At 34.0% G+C, this 24,935-nt stretch carries 24 protein-coding genes and 1 tRNA gene; 19 read left to right on the plus strand and 6 right to left on the minus strand.

Translation table 11 applies throughout. The features are described 5' to 3' along the window. Nucleotides 1–20 precede the first annotated feature (20 nt). The 9 genes from Q0910_RS22115 to Q0910_RS22155 all read left to right on the plus strand — a co-directional run bounded on the left by Q0910_RS22115 (nucleotide 21) and on the right by Q0910_RS22155 (nucleotide 11,245). The gene (locus tag Q0910_RS22115) at nucleotides 21–1,178 is read left to right on the plus strand and encodes a homogentisate 1,2-dioxygenase (RefSeq protein ID WP_299221588.1); all 1,158 of its coding nucleotides are present in this window, start codon (nucleotides 21–23) and stop codon (nucleotides 1,176–1,178) included. A gap of 67 nt (nucleotides 1,179–1,245) precedes the next feature. Further along, entirely contained in the window at nucleotides 1,246–1,614 is a 369-nt protein-coding gene (locus Q0910_RS22120) for a four helix bundle protein (RefSeq protein ID WP_118459892.1), read from the plus strand. Between the two features lie 142 nt (nucleotides 1,615–1,756). Further along, the gene (gene hppD / locus Q0910_RS22125; RefSeq protein ID WP_299221592.1) at nucleotides 1,757–2,896 is read left to right on the plus strand and encodes a 4-hydroxyphenylpyruvate dioxygenase; all 1,140 of its coding nucleotides are present in this window, start codon (nucleotides 1,757–1,759) and stop codon (nucleotides 2,894–2,896) included. A 388-nt stretch (nucleotides 2,897–3,284) separates the two neighbouring features. Next, nucleotides 3,285–4,061, plus strand: a complete 777-nt coding sequence (locus tag Q0910_RS22130) for a DUF3108 domain-containing protein (RefSeq protein WP_299221595.1) — start codon at nucleotides 3,285–3,287, stop codon at nucleotides 4,059–4,061. Further along, nucleotides 4,061–5,026: a tryptophan 2,3-dioxygenase family protein gene (locus Q0910_RS22135; protein WP_299221598.1), complete on the plus strand. Its 966-nt coding sequence runs from the start codon at nucleotides 4,061–4,063 to the stop codon at nucleotides 5,024–5,026. Before Q0910_RS22130 ends, Q0910_RS22135 begins: the two co-directional genes overlap by 1 nt. A gap of 6 nt (nucleotides 5,027–5,032) precedes the next feature. Continuing rightward, nucleotides 5,033–6,289, plus strand: coding sequence for a peptidoglycan DD-metalloendopeptidase family protein (locus Q0910_RS22140; protein ID WP_299221601.1), 1,257 nt, complete (start codon nucleotides 5,033–5,035; stop codon nucleotides 6,287–6,289). A 4-nt stretch (nucleotides 6,290–6,293) separates the two neighbouring features. After that, entirely contained in the window at nucleotides 6,294–7,931 is a 1,638-nt protein-coding gene (pgi, locus tag Q0910_RS22145; RefSeq protein ID WP_299221603.1) for a glucose-6-phosphate isomerase, read from the plus strand. Between the two features lie 175 nt (nucleotides 7,932–8,106). Then, entirely contained in the window at nucleotides 8,107–10,710 is a 2,604-nt protein-coding gene (locus Q0910_RS22150; RefSeq protein ID WP_299221606.1) for a TonB-dependent receptor, read from the plus strand. Between the two features lie 94 nt (nucleotides 10,711–10,804). After that, nucleotides 10,805–11,245, plus strand: coding sequence for a hypothetical protein (locus Q0910_RS22155; RefSeq protein ID WP_299221609.1), 441 nt, complete (start codon nucleotides 10,805–10,807; stop codon nucleotides 11,243–11,245). Here Q0910_RS22155 and Q0910_RS22160 read toward each other — a convergent pair. Further along, nucleotides 11,242–11,664, minus strand: a complete 423-nt coding sequence (locus tag Q0910_RS22160; protein ID WP_299221610.1) for a secondary thiamine-phosphate synthase enzyme YjbQ — start codon at nucleotides 11,662–11,664, stop codon at nucleotides 11,242–11,244. The two genes, Q0910_RS22155 and Q0910_RS22160, sit on opposite strands and share 4 nt — an antisense overlap. 97 nt (nucleotides 11,665–11,761) lie before the next feature. On the opposite strand from Q0910_RS22160, the gene Q0910_RS22165 reads away from it, so the two are divergent. Next, complete coding sequence (locus Q0910_RS22165; protein ID WP_299221612.1) at nucleotides 11,762–12,580, plus strand: HAD family hydrolase; 819 nt, start codon at nucleotides 11,762–11,764, stop codon at nucleotides 12,578–12,580. Nucleotides 12,581–12,802: 222 nt separating this feature from the next. Here the strand turns inward: Q0910_RS22165 and Q0910_RS22170 are convergent, their stop codons facing one another. Together Q0910_RS22170 and lepA are read right to left on the minus strand one after the other, a co-directional pair. Beyond that, on the minus strand, nucleotides 12,803–14,158 hold the full coding sequence (locus Q0910_RS22170) for a carboxypeptidase-like regulatory domain-containing protein (RefSeq protein WP_299221614.1): 1,356 nt from the start codon (nucleotides 14,156–14,158) through the stop codon (nucleotides 12,803–12,805). Nucleotides 14,159–14,258: 100 nt separating this feature from the next. After that, on the minus strand, nucleotides 14,259–16,055 hold the full coding sequence (gene lepA, locus Q0910_RS22175; protein ID WP_299221616.1) for a translation elongation factor 4: 1,797 nt from the start codon (nucleotides 16,053–16,055) through the stop codon (nucleotides 14,259–14,261). A 279-nt stretch (nucleotides 16,056–16,334) separates the two neighbouring features. Here lepA and dusB point away from each other — a divergent pair, with 279 nt between their 5' ends. Continuing rightward, nucleotides 16,335–17,327 (plus strand): tRNA dihydrouridine synthase DusB, encoded by a 993-nt coding sequence (gene dusB, locus Q0910_RS22180; protein ID WP_299221619.1) that lies wholly within the window; start codon nucleotides 16,335–16,337, stop codon nucleotides 17,325–17,327. Nucleotides 17,328–17,340: 13 nt separating this feature from the next. Here the strand turns inward: dusB and Q0910_RS22185 are convergent, their stop codons facing one another. Next, nucleotides 17,341–18,546, minus strand: coding sequence for an FtsX-like permease family protein (locus Q0910_RS22185; RefSeq protein ID WP_299221621.1), 1,206 nt, complete (start codon nucleotides 18,544–18,546; stop codon nucleotides 17,341–17,343). Between the two features lie 98 nt (nucleotides 18,547–18,644). After that, entirely contained in the window at nucleotides 18,645–19,037 is a 393-nt protein-coding gene (gene rbfA / locus Q0910_RS22190; protein ID WP_299221624.1) for a 30S ribosome-binding factor RbfA, read from the minus strand. Between the two features lie 202 nt (nucleotides 19,038–19,239). On the opposite strand from rbfA, the gene mce reads away from it, so the two are divergent. The 3 genes from mce to Q0910_RS22205 all read left to right on the plus strand — a co-directional run bounded on the left by mce (nucleotide 19,240) and on the right by Q0910_RS22205 (nucleotide 20,380). Next, a complete protein-coding gene (gene mce / locus Q0910_RS22195) occupies nucleotides 19,240–19,671 on the plus strand; it encodes a methylmalonyl-CoA epimerase (RefSeq protein ID WP_299221734.1) in 432 nt (143 codons plus the stop codon). A gap of 92 nt (nucleotides 19,672–19,763) precedes the next feature. Next, nucleotides 19,764–19,837, plus strand: a tRNA-Ile gene (locus Q0910_RS22200). Nucleotides 19,838–20,206: 369 nt separating this feature from the next. After that, nucleotides 20,207–20,380 (plus strand): hypothetical protein, encoded by a 174-nt coding sequence (locus Q0910_RS22205; protein ID WP_299221627.1) that lies wholly within the window; start codon nucleotides 20,207–20,209, stop codon nucleotides 20,378–20,380. A gap of 16 nt (nucleotides 20,381–20,396) precedes the next feature. Here Q0910_RS22205 and Q0910_RS22210 read toward each other — a convergent pair whose 3' ends face one another. Next, complete coding sequence (locus Q0910_RS22210) at nucleotides 20,397–20,984, minus strand: riboflavin synthase (RefSeq protein ID WP_299221629.1); 588 nt, start codon at nucleotides 20,982–20,984, stop codon at nucleotides 20,397–20,399. 85 nt (nucleotides 20,985–21,069) lie between these two features. Here Q0910_RS22210 and pdxA point away from each other — a divergent pair, with 85 nt between their 5' ends. The 5 genes from pdxA (at nucleotide 21,070) to accB (ending at nucleotide 24,930) form a co-directional block, all read left to right on the plus strand. Continuing rightward, the gene (gene pdxA, locus Q0910_RS22215) at nucleotides 21,070–22,137 is read left to right on the plus strand and encodes a 4-hydroxythreonine-4-phosphate dehydrogenase PdxA (protein ID WP_299221632.1); all 1,068 of its coding nucleotides are present in this window, start codon (nucleotides 21,070–21,072) and stop codon (nucleotides 22,135–22,137) included. A gap of 255 nt (nucleotides 22,138–22,392) precedes the next feature. Continuing rightward, a complete protein-coding gene (locus Q0910_RS22220) occupies nucleotides 22,393–22,932 on the plus strand; it encodes a DUF177 domain-containing protein (RefSeq protein ID WP_299221635.1) in 540 nt (179 codons plus the stop codon). Nucleotides 22,933–22,941: 9 nt separating this feature from the next. Further along, a complete protein-coding gene (gene rpmF / locus Q0910_RS22225; RefSeq protein ID WP_027394691.1) occupies nucleotides 22,942–23,139 on the plus strand; it encodes a 50S ribosomal protein L32 in 198 nt (65 codons plus the stop codon). Between the two features lie 275 nt (nucleotides 23,140–23,414). Then, the gene (locus Q0910_RS22230) at nucleotides 23,415–24,410 is read left to right on the plus strand and encodes a beta-ketoacyl-ACP synthase III (protein ID WP_299221638.1); all 996 of its coding nucleotides are present in this window, start codon (nucleotides 23,415–23,417) and stop codon (nucleotides 24,408–24,410) included. A 28-nt stretch (nucleotides 24,411–24,438) separates the two neighbouring features. Beyond that, nucleotides 24,439–24,930, plus strand: coding sequence for an acetyl-CoA carboxylase biotin carboxyl carrier protein (accB, locus tag Q0910_RS22235; RefSeq protein ID WP_299221641.1), 492 nt, complete (start codon nucleotides 24,439–24,441; stop codon nucleotides 24,928–24,930). The last annotated feature ends 5 nt before the right edge of the window (nucleotides 24,931–24,935 follow it).

A 24,935-nucleotide genomic window follows, 5' to 3' on the forward strand; every position in this document is an offset into this window, starting at 1 on the left:
CACCATAATCTTTTAAAATCATGCCTTTTTATCATTCTTTAGGTAAAATACCTCCTAAGCGTCATACGATATTCAGAAAACCTGACGGAAACCTGTATTACGAACAACTATTCGGAACTATTGGTTTTGATGGGATGTCTACTAATTCATATCACAACCACCGTCCTACCCAAGTAAAAGAAATTAAAGGAAGTTACGGTGTAGCTCCAGAAATTGCAATTAATAACAATATTAAATCCTACCGTCTTCACGGTTTTAAAGTAAAGCCTGAAAAAGATTATTTGCAGAGCAGAAAAAATATGCTAACCAATAGTGATGTAAGTATTATTTTATCTGCTCCTCAGGAATCTACTTCAGAGTATTTTTACAAGAATACAGATGCAGACGAATTAATTTTTATACATCGCGGAAGTGGTAAATTCAGAAGTCACTTAGGAAATCTGGATTTTAAATATGGAGACTATATTTTAATTCCGAGAGGTACCATATATAAATTAGATTTTGACACAACAGATAATCGTTTATTCATTGTAGAATCCAGAAGACCAATTTATACACCAAAAAGATATAGAAACTGGTTTGGACAATTGCTGGAACATTCCCCTTTTTGTGAGCGAGATCTAAGAGCTCCTTACGAATTAGAAAGTAATGATGAGAAAGGAGATTTCTTAATCAAAGTAAAAAAGCAAGATGAGATCTTTGATATGATATATGCGACACATCCTTTTGATGTGGTAGGTTATGATGGATATAGTTTTCCTTATGCATTCTCAATTCATGATTTTGAACCAATTACAGGAAGAATACATCAGCCACCTCCGGTACATCAAACTTTTGAAACAGATGCATTTGTAGTTTGTTCATTTGTCCCAAGACTATATGATTATCATCCTGAGAGTATTCCAGCTCCATACAATCATAGCAATATCGATAGCGACGAAGTTCTGTATTATGTAGATGGTGATTTTATGAGTAGAAATGATATTGATGCAGGTCATATCTCTCTACATCCAGCTGGAATTCCGCACGGACCTCATCCTGGAGCTGTAGAAAGAAGTATTGGTAAAACCAAAACAGATGAACTAGCAGTAATGGTAGACACTTTTAAACCACTTATGGTAACTAAAGAAGCTATGAAAATAGCTGATGAAGAGTATCATAAATCCTGGTTAGAATAGTCGATAAGAAAATATGATAATGAGAAAATGAGAAGGCTCTTGATCTTGGTTCTAAAAAACTAATGATATGACTTTTAATGAAAAATATAAAGACAATGTAATTCTTATAAAAAGCTTTGAGTTTGCAATTAAAATTGTAGAATATTCTGAAGAATTGGAGTCTTTTAGGAAATATGTTCTGGCGAATCAATTACTTAAATCAGGAACTTCTATTGGTGCGAATATTAAAGAAGCGCAAAATGCTGAAAGTAAAAAAGACTTTATTCATAAAATGAAGATTGCTATAAAAGAAGCCGATGAAACAGAATATTGGTTGTTTATATGTGATGCCATAAAGAATTATCCTGAATGCAAATCGTTGCTGTTTGAATTAGAGTCAATTATAAAAATTTTAAATAAAATTATAAGTTCTTCTGTTAAATCATTAAATAAATAGAGAAATGTTAAATTTTAGGATAGATATAACTCCCCATCTTAGAGCTATGTGGTAGGTATGTTTATTTCAGAAAATCATTTTTTTGAAATAAATAAATCCATCATCTAATCTTCACATTTACTAATTATCAAATTATACTATTATGTCAACAAATATAACACCTCAAGATTTAGAAAAAACAGTTCCACAGGCTGAAGATTTCTTACCACTTTTAGGAACCGATTATGTAGAATTATATGTAGGCAATGCCAAACAAGCAGCATACTATTACCAAACTGCTTGGGGCTTTCAACCCATTGCATATGCGGGATTAGAAACTGGACTCAAAGACCGTGTTTCTTATGTGTTAAGACAGGACAAAATAACTTTAGTTCTTACTTCCCCTTTGCAACCGGATGGACATATCAACAAACATATTAATGCACACGGTGATGGTGTAAAAGTTGTTGCGCTATGGGTAGATGATGCAACAAAAAGTTATGAGGAAACGATCAAGCGTGGTGCAGAATCTTATATGGAACCTACCACAAAAGAAGATAAAGATGGCAAAGTAGTTTTCTCTGGGATACATACCTACGGAGAAACGGTTCATATCTTTGTAGAAAGAAAGAATTATAACGGAGTTTTTTTACCTGGCTACATGCCCTGGAATAAGCCCTACAAAACAGAATCCACAGGACTGAAATACATAGACCATATGGTAGGAAATGTAGGTTGGAATGAAATGAATAAATGGTGTGAGTTTTATGCTAAGGTTATGGGGTTTGCTCAACTGGTATCTTTTGATGACAAAGATATTTCTACAGAATATACCGCATTAATGAGTAAGGTAATGAGTAATGGTAATGGTAGAATAAAATTTCCTATAAATGAGCCGGCTGAAGGAAGAAAAAAATCTCAGATCGAGGAATACATTGATTTTTATAATGGTGCTGGTGTACAACATATGGCATTATCTACTGATAATATCATAGAAACGGTTACAGCACTTCAGAATCGTGGAGTAGAATTCCTAACGGTACCTGCAAGTTATTATGAAACCGTTCTGGATAGAGTTGGAGAAATTGATGAAGATCTTGAACCATTAAAGGAGCTTGGAATTCTTATTGATCGTGATGATGAAGGTTATCTTTTACAGATTTTTACCAAACCTATTTTAGACCGTCCAACCATGTTTTTCGAAATAATACAAAGAAAAGGCGCGCAATCTTTTGGGAAAGGTAATTTTAAAGCACTTTTTGAGGCGATAGAAAGAGAACAAGAACAAAGAGGAACTCTATAACACAAATGGCCTTGAAAAATTAAAGCAACATATGTTAATAAATTGAGATTATTGAAAAATTATTCGTTTCTGCCTAAATTTTTGTTAAATATGATAATAAAAAAACGTTTTCGTTTGATAATTATGCAAAAAAAGCGGATGTTTGTATTATAAGCGGAGTGGTTACTGCTTATACCAAAAACAATAATTATTCTCATAATTTAAGTTTTTAGTTGGTTAATAAAAGTAAAAGAGAGCTGTGGTGGCTCTCTTTTTTTATTACTTTTTTTAAAATTTAGTAATACTGCCGACTTTTATCTGTTTATATTATATAGTATTTTTGGAATGGATATTGTAAATATTGCTAAAGACAGTATTTACATTAAACAAAGCAACACCCAAAACAGTTATGAAAAGATATATTCTTTTATTGTTAATCTTTATTACAGCTACCTCTATTGCTCAAAACAGTCATAGCTCTTTTGATAGTGGAGAATGGTTTAAATTCAAAATTCGATATGGAATTTTTACAGCTAGTTTCGCCACCTTAGAGGTTAAGAATGAAACACTCAATGGAATGCCTGTGCATCATATTGTAGGTACAGGAAAATCTTCAGGGGTTCTTAGCATGTTTTTTAAGGTAGAAGACTATTATGAATCATATGTAGATAAAAACGAAGTCAAACCTTATCGTTTTATTCGTAAGATTAATGAAGGAGGACACACTAAAGATATTGAGATTAATTTTGATCATGAAAACAAAAAAGCTTTAGTATTCAATAAAAAGTATAACAAAAAGGAAACGTTTACTATCAAGGATAATATCCAGGATATGATGTCTTCATTTTATTATTTAAGAAACAATATTGATGTATCTTCGCTAAAAGAGGGGGATGAGCAATTAGTTAACATGTTTTTTGACAATGAAAACTATCTATTTAAACTACGTTTTTTAGGAAGAGAAACGGTTAAAATGAACGGTAACAAAATACGTTGTTTAAAATTTCGCCCGATAGTGCAAGCAGAAAGAGTATTTAAGGAAGAGGAAAGTTTGACGGTTTGGGTAAGTGATGATGATAATCGAATGCCGATTAGAATAAAAGCTGATATTCTTGTAGGATCTATTAATGCCGATTTAATAGCCTATAAAGGACTTAAACACCCTCTTAAAATTGTAATAGATTAATGGACGAATCCATAAAACCTGAGATTGCTGAAAAAATTAGGCAACTCGAGAAAAAGTTCAAAAATTCCGGTCAGGATCTGGGATCCTATTTAGATGGTTTACTGCACGACCGATACCTTACTTATTGGGATTATATACATTTAGACACCTTACTAAGTCTACAAATCCCAAGAACACATTTCCCTGATGAGGAAATTTTTATCATGTATCATCAGATCACTGAGCTTTACTTTAAGTTAATTATTCATGAGCTAAAACAGATTATTGATGATAAATTACAGACTGCAGAGTTTTTTACAAAAAAACTAGACCGAATCAATAGATATTTTAGAGTGCTAATAGACTCGTTTGATGTTATGATCAAAGGAATGGATCGAGAACAGTTTCTAAAATACAGAATGTCCTTGTTACCAGCTAGCGGATTTCAATCAGTACAATTCAGGATGATAGAAATATATTCTACCCCTTTGGCTAATCTAGTAAACAGCAAAGAAAGAAGTCAATTTTCTGAAGAAGACCCACTTGAAGAAGTATACGAACATTTATACTGGAAATCCGGCGCAACTGATATCAAGACTGGTGAAAAAACATTAACACTAAAACAATTCGAATACAGGTATACACCTAGAATGATGCGTATTGCACATCAGGTAAAACAGAGTACTATTTATCACAGATATCTGGAACTTCCAGAAAAAGAACAAAATAATGTGCAGCTTATTAATGCATTACGTACTTTTGACACCAATGTAAATATTAATTGGTTATTAATGCATATGGGTGCCGCCTACAGGTATCTCAATAGAGATAAGGGTCAAGTATTGGCCACAGGAGGAACCAACTGGAAAAAGTTTTTACCCCCTAGTTTTCAAAGGATTATATTTTTTCCTGATCTTTGGAGCGCAGAAGAAAAAGAAAATTGGGGACAACAATGGGTTACCCATCAATTTAATACCACAAAATAGAGTCAGTTGAAGAATTTAGGTTACATACTACTTTTAGCAGTAGTATTGATTTCATGTCAGCAAGAAAAAAAAGAAGAAGAAGTTGTCCTCCCTAAGGTAATTGAAAAAATAAAAGAGCCGCCTGTTGTTAAGGAATTTGGATTCAATCTTAACAACTTCACGGTAGTTAGAGACACGGTACGTCCAGGTGATAGTTTTGGAGCTATATTAGATAGTCACGGTATTTCTAGAGCTAAGGTTTTTGAAATTTCAAACAAAATCAAGGACACCTTTAACGTTGCTAGAATTATGGCTGGAAAAGCGTATACTGTTCTTAAATCCAAAGACACTACAGAACAAGCTCAAATTTTTGTTTATCAAAATGGACTTATCGACTATACTGTTGTAGATTTTAGAGATAGTATTATCGCCAGAAAAAGTGCAAAACCAGTAAAAATAGTAGAAAGAATAGCTTCTGGAACAATAGAAAGTAATCTATCCCAGACCTTTGATGATATGGATCTTAGTTTTCTTGTTGCTTATAAAATGGCAGACATTTATGCCTGGACTATAGACTTTACAAGACTTCAGGCTGGAGATCAATTTAAAGTTATTTACACAGAGAAATATATAAATGACACCATACCTGCAGGAATTGGTGAAATCAAAGCTTCGTATTTTGAACATCGAAGCAAACCTATATATGCCTTTAAATTCGAAGATGACACCATTAATGGGACATCAGATTATTTTGACCAGGAGGCAAACAATTTACGTAGAGCTTTTCTTAGAGCCCCTGTTCAGTTTAGTAGAATTTCTTCCAGATATAATCTTAAGCGAAGAATACGATATTATGGAAATAAAATAAGACCGCATCGTGGAACAGACTTTGCTGCTCCAGTTGGAACTCCCATCTTAGCAACTGCAGATGGTACTGTTACCAAGTCAGAGCGCAGAGGAGGAAACGGAAAATATGTCAAAATCAGACACAATGCTACCTACGACACTCAATACCTCCATATGAGTAGAAGAGCAGTAAAGGTAGGTGAATTTGTTAGACAAGGAGAGGTTATAGGATACATCGGAATGACAGGAAACACCAGCGGGCCTCATGTATGTTATCGTTTCTGGAAAAATGGTAAAGAAGTAGATCCGTTCAGAGAAGATTTACCTGCCTCAAAGCCTCTAAATGATAGTTTACGACCTGCCTATTTTAAACATATTGAACCAATGAAAACAAAATTAGACAGTATTATATTCAAACCAAAACAAGAAATTTTATAACCCAATGGCATTACCAACTATTAATCCCACCACCACAAAAGCTTGGGAAGCTTTACAAAACCATTTTGAGAATATAAAAGACTCACATTTAAAAGATCTTTTTGCACAATCTCCAGATCGAGCAGAAACATTCTCTATAAATTGGAACGATTTTTATGTAGATTATTCTAAAAATCGAATTGATGAAACAACAAAAAAACTTTTAATAGATCTTGCTAAAGAAGTACAACTCGATAAAGCAATACAAAGCTATTTTGAAGGTGAAATTATAAACGAAACAGAAGAAAGAGCAGTACTCCATACAGCTCTTAGAACTCCGTCAAGTAACACTGTTAATGTAGACGGAAAAAATGTAGTGCCTGAAGTATCTGCTGTAAAAAATAAGATTAAAACATTCTGTGATAAAGTTATTAATGGGCAAGTAAAAGGGTACACAAACAAACCATTTACAGACATAGTAAATATAGGTATAGGCGGTTCAGATCTCGGACCAGCTATGATCACTGAATCCTTAGAATATTATAAAAATCACCTGAAAGTACATTATATATCCAATGTCGATGGTGATCATGTACATCAAAACTTAAAAGGTCTTGATCCAGAAACTACCTTATTCGTAGTGGTTTCCAAGACTTTCTCTACACAAGAAACATTATCCAATGCGACTACTGCCAGAAATTGGTTCACAAAACAAGCTTCTCAAGAAGCCGTAAGCAAACATTTTGTCGCAGTATCCAGTAACATTCCAAATGTAACCGAATTTGGTATCGATTCATCTAATATTTTCCCTTTATGGGATTGGGTTGGAGGTCGTTTTTCACTTTGGAGCGCAGTAGGATTATCCATAAGCTTATCCGTAGGTTATAAAAACTTTGAATCTCTATTAGAAGGTGCTCATGAAATGGATGAACATTTTAAAACTGCAAGTTTCGAAGAAAATATACCTGTTATCTTAGGATTACTTAGTGTATGGTATAACAATTTCTTTGGTGCAGAGAGTGAAGCCATCATTCCATACTCTCAATACCTTCACAGATTACCAGCATATCTACAGCAAGGCATCATGGAAAGTAATGGTAAAAGTGTGGATCGGAATGGAAATCCTATTGACTACCAAACAGGAACTATTATCTGGGGAGAACCAGGAACTAATGCTCAACATGCATTCTTTCAGTTAATTCATCAGGGCACAAAACTTATTCCAGCAGAATTCATAGGTTTTAAAGATTCTTTGTTTGGAGATAAAGATCATCAGGATAAATTAATGGCCAATTTCTTTGCGCAGACAGAAGCTTTAATGAACGGAAAAACTGAAACTGAAGTACTGGAAGAGTTGAAATCCAAAAATCTTCCAAAAGAGAAACTAAAACAGTTGGTGCCTTTCAAAATCTTTGTAGGTAATAAACCAACCACAACCTTACTTATTAACAAATTAACTCCTAAAAGTTTGGGAGCATTGGTGTCCATGTATGAGCAACGAATTTTTGTTCAAGGGGTCATCTGGAATATATTTAGTTATGATCAATGGGGTGTAGAATTAGGTAAGCAATTAGCTACAAAAATTTTAAATGAAATCGATAATTCGCAGATTTCTGACCATGATTCGTCAACAAAAACACTGTTAAAAAAGTATTTGAGTTAGATTTTTTTTGGTTAATAACTTTTGAATATTTTCAATTTGTTATAAATCAATTAAATACAAAATAGGATTACCTTAAAACCGTTAAAATTTTATGTAAAAATTTTAACATTAAGATAAACTTAGATTGCGTAAAGATTTGTTTTTTTGCGCCAAACAATTAATTCAATTCATTATAATGAAAAAAATTACATTTTTATTTATTGTAATTCTTTTGGCAACCGTCTCAGGAACGTTTGCACAAGGAACAGTAACGGGAACAGTATATGATGCTGAATCGAATGCTCCACTTCCTGGAGCAAATATTTTGGAAGTAAGAACTAATAATGGAACTTCATCTGATTTTGATGGAAAGTTCTCATTAAAAGTTACTAATCAAAAAGGAATAGTTAACATTTCTTACGTTGGTTTTGGATCAAAAAATATTCAATATGACGTAACCAATGGCGATGTTGATTTAGGGATTATCACTCTAGCCTTAGACAATTCTCTAGAAGAGATTGTAATTGTAGGTACAGGAGTTGTAGATTTAGCAGAGGACAGAAAAACTCCAATAGCTGTATCTACTATTAAAGGAGAAGATATCCAATTAAAAGCTGCGGGTAACGTAGAATTTACGGAGACTATGAAAAACACTCCTTCGGTATATGTTTCTAACCAAGCAGGAGGATTTGGTGATAGCCAGATTTTCTTAAGAGGTTTTGATAATACGAATACTGCAGTATTACTAAATGGTCAACCGATTAATAGTCCGGAAGATGGAAGAGTTTTCTGGTCAAACTGGGCTGGTATGTCTGATGTAGCTAACGCGGTACAAGTACAGCGTGGTTTAGGTTCTTCTAAATTAGCAATCTCATCTGTTGGTGGTACTATTAATATTATCTCTAAAACTACAGATCAGAAAAAAGGAGGATTTGTTAGATTATTAGGTGGTAACGACAGTTATGGAAAAGCGACTGTAAGCTATAACTCTGGTTTGAATGATAGTGGATGGGCATTTTCAGTTTTAGTTGATCACTGGCAAGCACATAGAAAATACTCAGAAGGTACTGCGGGTGGAGGACAAAATTACCTATTCTCTGTAGGGTATAAACCTAACGACAGAAACATATTTAACCTATTGATAACTGGTGCTCCGCAATGGCACGAGCAAAATTTCTCTCAAGACTTAGAAGTTTTTGAAGAGTTTGGTGAAAAACACAATAGAAATTCAGGTTTCTTAAATGGTGAACGTTTCACAGAAAGAAGAAACTATTATCATAAACCTGTTGCCAATCTTAACTGGGATTTTGACATTAATGAAACTCTAGATTTATCTACAGTTCTTTATGCTTCGTGGGGACGCGGAGGTGGAACTGGAGGCCTAGGTAGAGGTCGAGTACGTGTTAATGACAATGACAATGACAATATCGACTTTGATCGAATTGTCGAAAATAATATCGCTAGCGCAGATGCTAATGGATTTGGAAACTTTGGAGACTCTTATATCCGAAGATCTTCTGTAAACAATCATAACTGGTATGGATTACTTTCTAATCTAAATATTGAATTAGAAGAAAACTGGACATTTAATGTTGGGTTTGATGGAAGACTATACAGAGGTGATCACTTTAGACAAGTAAATGATTTATTAGGCCTTAGTGGTTTCTTAGACAATTTTAGAACTGATAGACCTGACGATTATGTATTTACTGAAGAGTATGCTGCAGATCCTTGGTCAGCCCTTTTTGATTTTGCTGATGAGGCAAATCGTACACAATTCGATTATTCTGAAAATATTAATTATTTAGGAGGATTCGGTCAAGCTGAATACGCTACTGATAAATTTTCTATATTCGGGCAAGCAGCAGTGTCAACTCAATCTTACCAAAGAGAAGGTCGTTTTATTGGACGAGGCGAAGGTTTAGGTGACTCTGAAAAACTAAACAAAGTAGGATACAACTTAAAAGGAGGAGCTTCTTATAATCTTAGTGAGCAGCACTCTATATATGGTAATGCAGGATTTTTCTCTCGTCAACCATTCTTGGATAATGTATTCGTAGACATCAGAAACTCTAACGAATTAGTAGAACCAGAAGTTGATAATGAAGAAATTACTGGATTCGAAGCAGGATACCGTTTTAGAGGTAACAACTTTGCATTAAATGTTGACGTATACAGAACTGAATGGGCAAATCGTTTCTTAAGTACTGCCGGTCCAGAACTTGCTAATGGAGATTTTAGTACTTATAGATTGACAAGTGTTGGACAAATTCACCAAGGTGTTGAATTCGATTTCGAATACCGTCCTGATGGAGGAAAATGGAGATTAAAAGGATACGGTTCAATTGGTAACTGGAAATTTGAAGGAAACTCTCCTTTCACTCTTGCTAACAATGATACAGCAACTATTATTGATACTGGAGAAATTGAATTAACTGGAACCAAAGTTGGTAATGCTCCTCAAACATCATTTGGAGTAAGTGGATATTTTGATATTTTCGACAACCTATCTGTAGATGCTGATTATAACATATATGCTGATCTTTATGGTTTTGTAGACCCAGAAGACGTTGTTCAAGCTTCGATCGATGGAGAAGTTTTCCAAGCACCAAGATTACCATCATATGACCTTGTGGATATAGGTCTTACTTATAAATTTTACTTCGGTGATAACAGACTTACATTTAGAGGAAATGTAAAGAATTTATTTAATTCTTCTTACATTAATCAATTAGACTCTTTCGGTTATTTCTTAGGAATTGGAAGAACTTGGAATGCTAGTTTAAACTATAAGTTTTAATAAAATAAAATATTTAAAATTAAAAACCTCGCTCAAATTGAGCGAGGTTTTTTTATACATTATGTTTACCTTTGGATAAACTAAACACATCATTATGTACGAAGCTATACAAATCGTTCACTCTTATTGGGCATACCTAGTTGTTCTTGTTGTAACCCTTGCCACTATTAATGCGTTAATCGGTTTTTTTACGAAAAGAGAGTACGCTCCAAAAGATTTTAGAATATCACTTTTTGGATTAATAGTTACACATCTTCAATTATTAATAGGTATTATCATATTCTTTGTTTCCCCTACTGTTGTTTGGTTTACAGAAGGTATTGGAATGGGTGAAATTATGAAAGATCCTTTATTAAGATTATATAATGTAGAGCACCCTACAGTAATGATTTTAACTGTAGTTTTTATTACTGTTGGATATTCTAAGCACAAAAAGAAGTTAACCTCGACTCCCAAGTTTAAAATGTTAGCAATTTTTTATACAATAGCTTGGCTATTAATGTTATCAAGAATTCCTTGGGCTAACTGGTTTTAAGAACCAAAAGCTGTTAATACCAGTTTTCTAGAACCTCCATAATTTCGATGTTCACATAGATAAATTCCTTGCCAGATTCCTAGATTCAGTTTTCCATTGGTGATAGGTATTTGTATAGAAATTCCCATTAACGAAGCCTTAATATGTGCCGGCATATCATCGGGACCTTCATAGGTATGCAAATAATATGGCGAATTTTCGGGAACCATGCTATTCATATGACTTTCAAAATCCTGTCTTACCGTTGGATCTGCATTCTCATTAATGGTTAAACTTGCCGAAGTGTGTTTAATAAACACCTGTAATTGTCCGATTTCAATCTTACTAACCTCTGGAATTTCAGAAAGCACCTGATCTGTAATCAAATGGAAACCTCTGGAATATGGTCTTAGCTTAATTTCTTTTTGGAAAAATTTCATTCTTAAAATATTATAAAAGCAATTTAATCTAATTTTTACAGTAATAATATGCCTATTTCTTTTAACTCTAATACCTTTGTCTCTTAAAATTTAAGCTATGGATTTATCTCAAATAAAACTGGTTGCGACAGACATGGATGGTACACTTCTCAATTCAAGAGGAGAAGTTAGTCAATCTTTTTTTTACTTATTTGATGAGCTAAGAGCGTTAGGAGTTACTTTTGTTGCTGCTAGTGGTAGGCAATATTACAGTATTATACACAAACTAGATGCTATTAAAGATGATATGATTGTCATAGCAGAAAATGGTGCCTTAACGATGCACAAGGATCAAGAACTACAAACTACTGAGATTAATCGCGAAACATATTTAGAGTTATTAGAAATCACCAAGGACTTAAAAGGTTCGCAGGTAATATTATGTGGTCGAAAAAAAGCATATATAGAAGATTATGGAAAAGATTTCGAAAACATGCTTAATGAATTCTATGGAAGATATGAGGTCGTAGAAGATTTATCTCAGGTAATAAATGACCAGTATCTTAAAATTGCTATTTGTAATGAAAAGGGGTCAGAAAAGTATCTATATCCTGCTTTAAAACATTTAGAAAACAGATTAAAAGTAAAAGTCTCCGGCAAAGTATGGCTGGATTTATCTCATAATGATGCGAATAAGGGCCACGCACTTAAAAACCTTCAGAAAAGTCTAAATATTTCTACTCAAGAAACGATGGTATTCGGTGACTATAATAATGACCTGGAGATGATGTCACAAGCTACCTATAGTTTTGCGATGCAAAATGCACATCCTAATGTAAAGGCAGTAGCAAATTATACTACAAAAAGTAATGATGATAATGGTGTAGAGCACATCTTATCCAAAATGATCCAAGCAAAAAAGACAAAACTTATTTGATGCTAATTTTTAACTATGAAATGCAAGCTAATACAATAGAAATGATAAAAAAGTAAACGTATATCGGTTGCTTTGTAAAAAAATTCTGCATAGCTAAATGTGTTATAGTTGTTTAGTTATAGTGCAAATATAAAAAAACACAATCAACAAACACACTTTATCTCAAAAAAATGTTTTTTATCTTGTTTTTTATTTAGTATTGTAGGTTTTTTCCTAATTGACTTATAACTGACTATATAAATTGATTCTTGTTTTATCAATTTGATTTAAATCAATACTAAACAATCCAGAAGAAGGCATTTTGGAGATCCGACTTTCTTCATATCCTCCTAATATTAAAAGCCTGTCTTTATAACAGTACATCTCAGAACCTTGTAAATATAGGTTAATTAAATACTCACTAAAAGTATTAGTAATCGTATCCAGAGTATAAAGTTTACCATCTTCAAAAAAGTAAATCATATGATCATTACTTGTAATAGCAGGATTCTTAATATTCTTTGATAAAATTCCTATACTTTTCCACTTACCAGTAGTCAGATTGAAAGTGTGTAACTTTGCAGGCATATTATCATCAGAAATTTCAACTGTAAATATTTTATCATTTATCAATACTCCTTCAATTTTATTTAAGAAAGGAATATTACCCACTTCATACCATAAGCCTGTTTTCAAGTTATAACTATGAATTTTATCAGAATAGACCTTTTTCCCATTTCTTTTTATTTTAACAGAACCACCCATAACAATAAGATGATTTTTATATAAAACCGAAGCAAAATTTACAGCTTTATGAGGGTTCGTATCATCTATAGAAACAGTATTACTTATAAGATCATAGACTTCAATTTTAGGGTCGAGATATTCATACCTTCTACCAGGAGATAATTGCTTCCCTCCTAATGCATATATTTTATCGTTATAAAAATGAATATTATGATACGCCCTTTTTCTAAAATCCATACTAGATTTATTCCAAGTATCTGAACCGATATCATAAATCATAAGGTCCCCTTTATAACCTTGCCAGTTTCTACTTCGAAAAAAAGATTTTCTCATAAACTCAGAAAAAGGTGTAGTTGGGTGCGTTAAATTAGGATCAAGATCAATAGCTTGGATTTGAGACTTTACATTCGAGGAAAAATCTCCTCCCTGAACATAGATTTTGTCATCAAGCAATACCGAACCAAATGCATAAAGCGTTTCTTTCATATCAGAAAGACTTTCAAACTTCACGACTGGTTTTAACTTTCGGTCAGTGTAAATTTCAACCTTGCTAAGCTCTTCAGGGTTTGGTGTAAGATAAACCGTTAATCTCTTTTTATTGACATCAGAATAAGGAACTTCTTTTGTTTTATAACCTAGATAAGAAAAATAAATAGTATCCTTACTCACATCATTAAATGGTAAAGTAAACTTACCTTTAGCATTAGTGACAGTACCTCTTTTCTGATTTTTCACATAAACGTTTACACCACCTAAGGCTGTTCCATTTTGTGTATCTAATACAATTCCCTTAACATTCTGTGAAATTGATAGAAAGGGAGCTAATAAAAGTAAAATAATAAATCTTCTCATAGTTCGGGAATTTAACGAATGTATAATTACCTAAATATAAGGAACTAATTAGCACTTAACCAAAAACTTAACTGCGTCTTAACTATTGTAGAATCTAAGATTAATCATTCAACTTCAGTACTGCCATAAACGCTTCCTGAGGGATTTCTACATTTCCAACCTGACGCATACGTTTTTTACCCTTTTTCTGCTTTTCTAGTAATTTACGTTTACGTGATATATCACCACCATAACATTTGGCAGTAACATCCTTACGCAATGCTTTTACTGTCTCACGGGCAATAAACTTTGCACCGATAGCCGCCTGGATTGGGATATCGAATTGCTGACGCGGAATTAACTCTTTTAGTTTCTCACAGATTTTTTTACCAATACCATAAGCGTTATCCTTATGTAGCAAAGCCGATAAAGCATCTACTATATTCCCATTAAGTAACATATCTACTTTTACTAGTTTTGATTCACGCATCCCTATAGGTGTATAATCAAAAGAAGCATATCCTTTGGACACTGTTTTAAGTCGATCATAAAAATCAAAAACAATCTCTGCCAGTGGCATATCAAAGGTAAGTTCTACACGTTCGGTTGTTAGATATGTTTGATTGGTGATCTCACCTCGTTTCTCTATACATAGAGACATTACGGATCCTACAAAATCTGATTTGGTAATAATGGAAGCCTTAATATAAGGTTCTTCTACACGATTCATAGAAGATGGGTCTGGTAAATCACTTGGATTATTAACAATGATAATCTCATCTGGATTTTTATTGGTAAATGCGTGATACGATACATTAGGAACCGTAGTAATTACGGTCATATTAAACTCACGTTCCAGACGTTCCTGGATGATTTCCATATGTAGCATTCCCAAGAATCCACATCGAAAACCAAATCCTAATGCTGCGGAACTCTCTGGTATAAAAACCAATGAAGCATCATTAAGCTGTAATTTTTCCATAGAAGAACGAAGCTCTTCATAATCCTCTGTGTCTACTGGATAAATACCCGCAAATACCATAGGTTTTACATCCTCAAAACCTGCAATAGCATTCTGAGTAGGTGTTTTAGCATCAGTAATAGTATCTCCTACCTTTACTTCTCTAGCATCCTTAATACCTGTAATCAAATATCCTACATCTCCCGTCTTAATACTTTTCTTAACCACTTGATTAAGCTTTAATGTCCCTACTTCATCTGCAGAATAATCTTTTCCGGTAGCTACAAACTTAATCTGCTGCCCTTTTTTGATTTCACCATTCACAACTTTAAAATAGGTTTCTACTCCTCTAAAAGAATTATAAACCGAATCAAAAATTAATGCCTGTAATGGTTCATCAGGGTTCCCTTTTGGAGCAGGAATTCTCTCTATAATAGCAGTAAGAATTTCTTCGATCCCAATACCCGTTTTCGCACTTGCAGGAATTACTTCCTCGGCATCACATCCCAACAAATCCACAATATCGTCAGTTACTTCTTCGGGATTTGCACTCGGTAAATCCACTTTATTCAACACCGGAATAATCTCCAGATCATTTTCCAAAGCCAAATATAAATTAGAGATTGTCTGCGCCTGAATACTTTGTGCAGCATCAACTATCAGTAAAGCACCTTCGCAAGCCGCAATAGAACGAGAAACCTCATATGAGAAATCTACGTGTCCTGGAGTATCAATAAGATTTAGGATATATTCTTCGCCTTTATACGTATACTCCATCTGGATCGCGTGACTCTTAATCGTAATTCCACGTTCACGTTCCAGGTCCATACTATCTAATAATTGTGCCTGAGCTTCACGAGCCGTAACAGATCCAGTAAAATCCAAAAGCCGATCCGCCAGCGTACTCTTACCGTGATCAATATGCGCAATAATGCAAAAGTTTCTTATATTTTTCATGCTATCTCTTCAATTAATTTCTGGGGCGTGACCCACCTAAGGCGGGTCGGGCTTTTCGTTTCAATTCCTCGCACTTCCTTTGTCAGGCTGCGGGATTTCCTCTGCAATCCCTCACGCAGTTTCCACTACTGTAATGACTTGCAAATATAATCGATTTTAAAAGGTTTATGTCATCTATCTAAGCATTTTTAGACCTGTTGGGTTTTAGAACGTGAAGATTCACTATAATTCGTACTTTTGCCCCATATTTAATAACAAATAACCTAACAAAGAGAGATTGTGGCAAAGATTGGAGACATAGATGTAGGAGAATTTCCGTTGCTATTAGCACCTATGGAAGATGTAAGTGATCCACCTTTTCGTGCATTATGCAAAGAACAAGGAGCTGATGTAGTCTATACAGAATTTATATCCAGTGAAGGACTCATTCGGGATGCTGCAAAAAGCGTGATGAAATTGGATATTTATGAAAAGGAACGTCCAGTAGGAATCCAGATTTTTGGAGCTAACCTGGATTCAATGCTTAAATCCGTAGAAATTGTAGAAGCATCTAGGCCTGATATTATAGATATAAACTTTGGTTGTCCTGTTAAAAAAGTGGTAAGCAAAGGTGCAGGAGCTGGTATCCTTAAAGATATTGACCTTATGGTATCTCTTACCAAAGCTATGGTAGAACATACTAAGTTACCAGTTACAGTAAAAACAAGATTAGGTTGGGATCATGATTCCATAAAAATTGTAGAAGTTGCAGAACGATTACAAGATGTAGGAGCAAAAGCGATTGCTATCCATGGTCGTACACGTGCTCAAATGTATAAAGGTAATGCCGATTGGAAACCTATTGCAGCCGTAAAAAATAACCCCAGAATGCATATTCCTGTTTTTGGTAATGGTGATGTCGATAGTCCCGAACGTGCAATGGAAATGCGTGATCAATATGGACTGGATGGCGCTATGATTGGTCGTGCCAGTATAGGATATCCATGGTTTTTTAAAGAAGTAAAACATTTTTTTGAAACGGGAGAACACCTACCACCTCCTACCATAGAAGAACGTGTCATTGCTGCACGTAGACATCTGGAAATGGCTATTGATTGGAAAGGAGAAAAACTGGGTGTTTTCGAAACCCGAAGACATTATACCAACTACTTTAAAGGGATTCCACACTTTAAAGAATACCGAATGAAAATGGTAACCAGTGATCATTCTGTAGACGTTTTTGATACATTTAATGAAATTCAGGAAAAGTTTAGCGGATTTGAATTTGTGTAAACACCAACTTTGGTTAAAAACCAACTAACTTCTTATTAATTCTACTGGATGCTAATAATGAAGCTACAATACCAATTACCGTAATTGTTAGAAATACTATAATAAAACTGGCCACAGTAATCTTGGTAGGATAAGGCAAAGAAGGTGTGATCATAAGCAACCCAAACTGCTGTTGACATACAATCAGTATAAAACCTAAAAGCAGCCCTAATAATGCTCCTAAAATAGTCATTAACGATCCTTGAAACAAAAATATTTTTCTAATTTTTGGTAGTGCAGCACCCAAGTTGTACAATGTTTTGATATTGTTCTTTTTATCAATTATCATCATGATAATTGCTCCAGCAACATTAAATAATGCAATGATGGCTATCAATGTTATCACCAGATATGATGCCAGGTTTTCGGTATTGAGCATTTTATATAAGGTGTCATTAAGCTGTATTCGGTTTTTTATAATCACCTGATCCTCAAAAAGAGTTTGTAATTGCTCTTTAATATCACCTTCATCTACATCAGGAGATAGCTTAAGTTCTATATTCGTTATAACATCATCAGGTAATTTTAATAAATCTCTTGCCAATCCTATGGTAGAAAAAATGTACTTTTTATCGAGATCTTCATTTACCGTGTAAATTCCAGTGTTGACAACTGCTTTTTTTCTAAAAGCCTTAGATGGATCTTTGGGAATTCCTTTTCCAGGTTTAGGAACGTATATGTTTAAGAAATTGGTATATATCTGTTCTACACCCATTCCTAATTCTCTACTAATACCATATCCGGCAACCACTTGTGCATCATTACCAGTCAACCATTCTCCGGCAAACACAATACTATCAGTTTGAATTACATTTTTATAATTAACATCAACACCTTTTATAAAACCTGTTTTTTCTTTGTCTTTAAATCCTAGGAATACACGTTCTTCTATAATTTCAGAAAAACTAACAACCCCTTCTAAATTAGTTAGTTTTTCTTTTTGAGCATCTGTAAAAGTAAATGTTTTTCCACTTGATGGAAAAATCTTAAGATCTGGGTCAAAATAAGAAGAAAACTGCAGACTAAAATCCTTTAGCCCTGCAAAACCACATAAAACCAGAAATAACGCCATGGCACCTATTACCACTCCTGCTGCTGCAATACCCGTAATAATATTGATTGCATTACTGCTACCAGGAGAAAATAAATAACGCTTAGCGATGTAGTAGGAAAATTTCAAATCGTTAAATACGAATCTAAATAAATTTAATTTTTTGAATAAAGATAAAAGAATAAAGGATTATTACCTCTTTATTCTTTTCCAAACACTATAAAATTTCACTTCTTCTTGCGGCGTGGTAATAAATCAGGATTTTCTAATGGATTTTCTTTTCCTTTTATCGCCTTATCTATGTTATCTATATATTCTAAAGAATCATCTATAAAATAAGACAATTCCGGCATACGACGAAGCTGATTTTTAGTACGCTGAGCTACCTGATGTTTAATCTGTGATTTTACCGCATTTACTTCCGTCAGCACTCTTTCTCCTTCGTTATGAGGAAAAACGCTCATATATACTTTCGCAATCGATAAATCTGTTGTCACACTTACCTTAGTAACAGAAACTAAAATCCCTTGTACTCCCGCTTCACGTAATGCGTGTTGTATTACATCCGCAACGTCACGCTGTAATACTCCACCTATTTTTTTCTGTCTGTTTGTTTCCATGACTGCAAAAATAGGTAATTATGCGATGTATTAATTTCTTTTGTTATAAAATCCTTTACTTATCCCTATTTTGTACTTTTACTTCTTAGTAATAAAGACATCTCATGAAATGAGCCATAGAAATTAGGTTTATACCTTCCAAAATGATTCATGGCAAATTACATCTGACAATAAAAAAGAAGAAAATAAACAGATGAATCATATTAATAAAATAGAACATATCGGAATTGCGGTAAAAGATATTGATCAGGCCAATACATTATATGAGCAACTATTGGGTGTTCCTCCGTACAAACAAGAAATTGTAGAGAGCGAAGCAGTAATCACGTCATTTTTTAAAGTAGGAGAGAATAAAATCGAGCTTGTTGCCAGCATTAGAGAAGATGGACCTATAGGGAAATTTATTTCTAAAAAAGGTGAAGGTATCCATCATATCGCTTTTGATGTTGATGATATTGAACAAGAATTAGAAAGATTGGAAAAAGAAGGGTTTCAATTGATAAATAAAATCCCAAAAAAAGGAGCTGATAACAAGCTTGTTGCCTTTATACATCCTAAAACTACCAATGGTGTTTTAGTAGAGCTTTGTCAAGAAGCCCCTCCCCAACCCTCCCAAAAAAGGAGGGAGCATTAGGGTAGATTTTAAAGCGCTAAAAGTTTTCTCAAAATATAGAAAGATTTTTTTGGCGTGTTTATTACAATTACTTAAATTTGCGCTCCGTTTTAGGTCCCATAGCTCAGCTGGTTAGAGCATTTGACTCATAATCAAAGGGTCCTTGGTTCGAGCCCAAGTGGGACCACCTAAAAGCCTTAGTGAAAACTAGGGCTTTTTTTTATGAAACAAAGCTAAACAAATCTTGCAGGAGAAGCTTTTCCTTCAAGAAGAATTAGTCAAAGGAATCTCAAATAGGACTAAAACAAGATAGTAACAACGATAAAACCACTTCCCTTTCTTACCACATCTAATTGACGTGCTAAAGCAAAAAAAATATATTAAACATTGACAATCAACAATTTAAATAGTAATTGTTAATAAAACTTGATAAAATAATTTTTTAAATAGAATCCCTCCCACTACATTTACTATCTGAGATCACTACATTCTGGTATGTTTTTTGGGGAAAGAACATCAGTAATGATAAAGGGAATACAAATCAAAACTTGTAATTATGCAGTATAAAGTAATTGATACTAAAAGCCAACACTTTGGTAAAGTATTAGATTTTAAGTCTTGCGCAGATGTTAATGATTTAGGTGGCGTAATTTTAAAAATAGATGAAGAAACTTTTTCACTATTCCGATTTAACGAAGTCGAAAAAATAGACACCATTTTAGCTAGTTAAAATAGTTTTGGGGAACCTATCCCAATTCTGTAATTCTTTTTACATATTTACCGATAACATCAAACTCTAAGTTTACAACCGTACCCACCTCGAAGGTACTGAAATTGGTATGCTCATATGTAAAAGGAATAATCGCTACGCTAAATTCATTCTTTTTAGAATTCACAACAGTTAAACTCACACCGTTAACTGTGACCGATCCTTTTTCTATGGTAATATTACTTAAAGAAGGATCATACTGAAATGTAAAATACCAACTCCCATCTGCTTCTTTGATACTTGTGCAGGTAGCTGTCTGATCTACATGACCTTGTACAATATGACCATCCAAACGAGCACCCAGTTTCATTCCACGTTCTAAATTCACAACCTGTCCTTCTTTCAGATTAACAAGATTTGTTTTGTCCAATGTCTCCTTTATTGCAGTAACCGTATACAAATCACCTTCAATTGATACTACTGTAAGACAAACTCCATTATGGGCAACGCTTTGATCAATTTTTAGTTCAGAAGTAAAATTCACACGGACAGTAATATGCAGATTTTCCTGTTCCGTTTTCAGATTAGTGATCGTTCCTAATTCTTCAATGATTCCAGTAAACATAATTGCGAATTATTTAGTTAAATTTGTGACCTTAAAATTTGTCATCTGTTTTTAGATTTCAAAAATACTTATAAAGTAGGTTATAATGAAGAAAGAAGAAAAAATAAGATTAGGAATATCAATTGGCGACCTAAATGGTATCGGAAGTGAAGTAGCTCTCAAAACTTTCGAAGATCCGCGCATGTTGGATTTCTGTACTCCCGTGATTTTTGCATCTGTAAAGATTCTTTCTTTTCTTAAAAAACAGTACAATATTAATACGAATCTTCATGGTATTGATAAAACTTCTCAAATTCTGGATGGCAAAATAAATATCCTAAATGTATGGAAAGAAGGAGTGGATATTAATTTCGGACAAGAAGATTCAACAATTGGGGCATACGCTATTAAATCATTAAAAGCAGCGACTGCTGCACTAAAAAATAACGAAATAGATGTTCTGGTAACCGCACCTATTAATAAACATAGTATTCAATCAGAAGATTTTAATTTTCCCGGACACACAGATTACTTGGATCAAGAGCTGGAAGGAAACAGCTTAATGTTTATGATCACAGATACCTTAAAAGTAGGACTACTTACAGACCACGTAGCCGTAAAAGATATTGCCGACGCAATTACTCCAGAGCTTATCGAACAAAAAATAGGCACCATTTATAATGCATTAAAGCAGGATTTTGGAATCAGTAAGCCAAAAATTGCCGTTTTAGGAATCAACCCCCATAGCGGAGACAATGGTGTGATTGGCAACGAAGATGAAGAGATACTGAAACCCACCATCAAAAAAATAAACGAATCCGGTAAACTAGTGTATGGCCCATACGCAGCAGATAGCTTTTTTGGTTCAGATGGTTATAAAGCCTTTGATGCGATTGTAGCTTCTTATCATGATCAGGGATTGATTCCTTTTAAAACATTATCCTTCGGAAAAGGGGTGAATTATACTGCAGGATTAAATAAAGTGCGAACATCTCCCGACCACGGAACAGCTTTCGAAATTGCAGGAAAAAATAAAGCAGATAATGGATCTTTTAAAGAAGCTGTTTTTGCTGCATTAAAGATTTATAAAAACAGGCAACAATATGATGAGCTTACTAAAAATCCATTAAAAAAACAGCCTCGTAAACCTCAATTCAAAGGAAATAAGGAGTAGTTAGCTAGCTTAGAATACGTGATGAATCAATGAGTTCGTGGTCAATTAATTAGTGTAAAATCAAGTTCGAACACAAGTTTTTAATCCAGTTGTTCGCAGAAAAATTAGCCTCATAAACTCAAATACGCATCTGCTCACTAACTAAATACTAACTTTCTGATATAATTTTATTTACAAAAATGCTTTCATAACGTTTTTTTGTTATCTTTGCACCCGCCTTTGCCGAATTGGCAGAGACTCGAAACTGATGATGAAATGAAACCACTAAAAGAGTTTAATATCCCTTTTGTTGGACTGAAGCAAGGATTACACAAGTTTGAGTATCAAATTGGCAATACGTTCTTCGAACATTTTGAGTATGACGAATTTAATGCATCTGCAATAAAAGTCGATCTGGAGTTTAACAAGAAAACAACTATGTTAGAACTTCGGTTTGAGGCTAATGGCACGATAAATGTCAATTGCGATGTCACCAACGAACCTTTTGATTTACCTATTAAAAATGAATTCTTTTTAGTAGTTAAGTTTGGAGAAGAGTATAACAATGAGAACGAAGAAATTCTTATTATCCCTTTTGGAGAATATGAAATCAACGTTCAGCAATATATATATGAGCTTATTGTTTTAGGAGTACCTTCTAAACGAGTTCATCCTGGTGTCGAAGATGGAACATTAGAATCTGATATACTGGAAAAGTTAGATGAATTAAGCCCGAAAGAGGAAACATTAGAAAATAATAACGAGGAAATTGATCCTCGTTGGGATAAATTAAAAAACTTATTAAACGATAAATAATAGCTAACAATGGCACATCCTAAGAGAAAAATCTCCAAAACAAGAAGAGATAAGAGAAGAACACATTATAAAGCTACTGTACCACAAATAGCTACAGATCCTACAACAGGAGAAGCACATTTATACCACAGAGCACATTGGTTCGAAGGTAAATTATATTACCGTGGTCAGGTAATTATTGACAATACTGAAGAAGAAGTAGCATAAGTATACTGTTAAAATTCTATAGAGAACTCTCACAAATGTGAGAGTTTTTTTGTTTTTAGTTGAATATGTGTCAAAATCCCGTTATTTTGCGCCATATTTGCATGTAATTTAGTATTTTCGACCACTTTTTGCATATTAATTGTGTAATAGGTTCTGAAATGAGCTAAGTAATTTATTGATGCTAATTCCTGTAATGCAGGCACGCAGCGGAGTTATTAGCGAATTCCATCTGAAACGAATATAATAGAAGATTCAGATGAAACTAAAATCAAGATATGAGTAAAATCACAGCCGCTATCACAGCTGTAGGCGCTTATGTGCCGGACTATGTGTTATCTAATGAGATATTAGCAACAATGGTCGATACAAACGATGAATGGATCACCACTCGTACAGGTATTAAAGAACGTAGATTACTAAAAGAAGAAGGTAAAGGAAGTTCTTTCTTAGGAATAAAAGCAGCAGAAGATTTAATCGCTAAAAAGAATCTCGATCCTAAAGAGATTGATATGGTGATCTTTGCTACTGCTACACCTGACCTTCCTGTGGCTGCAACCGCAGCATACGCCGCTTCAGAAATAGGAGCAGTCAATGCATTCTCTTATGATTTACAAGCAGCTTGTTCCAGTTTTTTATATGGAATGTCTACTGCAGCCAGTTATATTGAAGCAGGAAGATATAAGAAGATCTTATTGATTGGAGCAGATAAAATGTCATCCATTATTGATTATACTGATCGTACTACTTGCATTATTTTTGGTGATGGTGGTGGAGCAGTACTTTTCGAACCTAACGACGAAGGATTAGGACTACAAGACGAATACTTACGTACAGATGGTGTAGGACGCGAGTTTCTAAAAATTGAAGCAGGTGGTTCTATTCTACCTCCATCAGAAGAAACAGTAGCGAATAAACAGCATTTTGTACAACAGGATGGAAAATCAGTATTTAAATATGCAGTTTCTAATATGGCAGATGCCAGTATGAAAATCATGGAACGCAATAACATCAGTGGAGAAGATGTAGATTGGCTTGTTGCACATCAAGCTAATAAACGTATTATCGATGCTACTGCAAACAGAATGAATCTGGATAAGGATAAAGTTCTTATGAATATTCATCGATATGGTAATACAACCTCAGCAACATTGCCATTATTATTAAGTGATTACGAAAAACAACTCAAAAAAGGAGACAATATAGTATTTGCTTCATTCGGTGGAGGCTTTACTTGGGGTTCTATTTTCTTAAAATGGGCCTATAATTCCTAAACAACTAAAACACACAATACCCAACATTATGGATTTAAAAGAAATTCAGAATTTAATCAAATTCGTTGCCAAATCTGGGGCTAGCGAAGTGAAGTTAGAGATGGAAGATGTAAAAATTACTATCAGAACAACTTCAGAGGAAAACAAAGAAACAACTTTTGTACAGCAAATACCAGTTGGTAATGCAGTGCCTGCTGCCCAACCAGCAACACAAGTACAAACTCCTGCTCCTGTGGCTACTGAGGCTGCAGCTGTGAGTAGTAATGAAGACGATTCCAAATACATCACTATAAAATCTCCTATCATAGGAACACTTTATAGAAAACCATCTCCGGATAAACCAACTTTTGTAGAAGTAGGAGATACGATCAAAGAAGGAGATGTACTTTGTATTATCGAAGCAATGAAGCTTTTCAATGAAATTGAAAGTGAAGTTTCAGGTAAAATCGTTAAAATTTTAGCTGATGACAATTCTCCTGTAGAATTTGATCAACCATTATTCTTAGTAGACCCATCATAACCCAA

This window comes from uncultured Aquimarina sp. (genome assembly GCF_947495315.1).
Lineage (GTDB): Bacteria > Bacteroidota > Bacteroidia > Flavobacteriales > Flavobacteriaceae > Aquimarina.